The sequence below is a fragment of the Micromonospora sp. NPDC023737 genome, assembly GCF_040639715.1.
Lineage (GTDB): Bacteria > Actinomycetota > Actinomycetes > Mycobacteriales > Micromonosporaceae > Micromonospora.
In genome coordinates, this window is record NZ_JBFAAL010000041.1 from 1 (window position 1) to 1,411 (window position 1,411).

Annotated in this window: 1 protein-coding gene; it reads left to right on the forward strand. The window is 68.7% G+C overall.

Annotated elements, in window-relative coordinates:
- Positions 1–162: 162 nt before the first annotated feature.
- Positions 163–1,398 (forward strand): IS701 family transposase, encoded by a 1,236-nt coding sequence (locus AB0F98_RS31720; RefSeq protein WP_357743239.1) that lies wholly within the window; start codon positions 163–165, stop codon positions 1,396–1,398.
- Positions 1,399–1,411: the final 13 nt, after the last annotated feature.

Consider the following 1,411-nt stretch of genomic DNA (forward strand, 5'->3'; position numbering starts at 1 on the left):
TACTCCAACGTCATTTGGCTTCGGCGTTGGGCGTGGCGCAGGCATGGAGACGGCCACCGCGTTGATCATCGATGGTTTGTGAGGACAACCGAAGATCGTGCGGTGGCCGCGTGCCACAGCGTAGACCTTGATCGTTGGCGGGTCATCCTGGACGAGGCGGTGATGCGTGTCGCTGCCCGGTTCGTGCGGGCGGAGCCACGCCGGACCGCCGGGCAGTTCGTGGAAGGGCTGCTGTCGGACGCCGAACGCAAGACCTGCTGGTCGCTTGCAGAGCGGGCAGGTCACGATGATCCGCAGGCGATGCAGCGGCTGCTGCGCACGGCGGTGTGGGACGCCGACGCCGTCCGCGATGACGTGCGTTCCTGGCTGATCGAGCAGCTCGGCCACCCCGAGGGAGTGCTGGCCACTGACGAGACGGGTTTCCTGAAGAAGGGCGTGTGCTCGGTCGGGGTGCAGCGGCAGTACACCGGCACCGCCGGTCGGGTCGAGAACAGCCAGGTCGGGGTCTTCCTGGCCTACGTCTCGCCCCTGGGTCGGGCGCTGATCGACCGTCGGCTCTACCTGCCCGAGGCGACGTGGTGCGAGCGGCCCGAGCGTCTCGCCGCCGCCGGCGTCCCCGACCAGGTCGAGTTCGCCACGAAACCTGCGCTGGCCCGGCAGATGATCGCTGCCGCCCTGCAGGCTGGTGTCCCGTTCGGGTGGGTGACCGGCGACGAGGTCTACGGCGCCGACCCCGGCCTGCGCGGCGACCTCGAGCACCGTCAGATCGGCTACGTCCTGGCCGTCGGTTGCGACCGACGCGTGCACGTCAACGACGGCCGCACCCTCGTGCGTGTCGACGACCTCGCCGAGCGGATCCCCACCCGCGAGTGGCAGCGGCACAGCTGCGGACCAGGGGCGAAAGGTCCCCGCGACTACCTGTGGGCCTGGATCACCACCGCCACCAGCCCCGGTGAACACCGATGGCTGCTCATCCGCCGCAACCGCACCACCGGCGAGCTGGCCTACTACCTGTGCTGGTCACCCCGACCGGTCCCGCTGCACACCCTCGTGCGTGTCGCCGGCTCCCGCTGGAGCATCGAAGAGCTGTTCCAAACCGGCAAAGGCCAGGTCGGCCTGGACCACTACCAGGTCCGCGGCTGGACCGGCTGGCACCGCTTCATCACCCTGGCCATGCTCGCTCTCGCCGTCCTGACCATCCTCGCCGCCACCGCGCAGCAACCCAATTCAGACCCGGAGATCATCGCGTTGACCGTCGCCGAGATCCGCCGACTCCTCAACGCCCTCCTATTCGCCGCATCGCTACCCCCAGAGCACACCCTGCACTGGTCGATCTGGCGACGAACATCCCAAGCCCGAGCCCGCCGATCCCACTACCAGCGCAGACAGGCCAACTGACGTTGGAGTACTA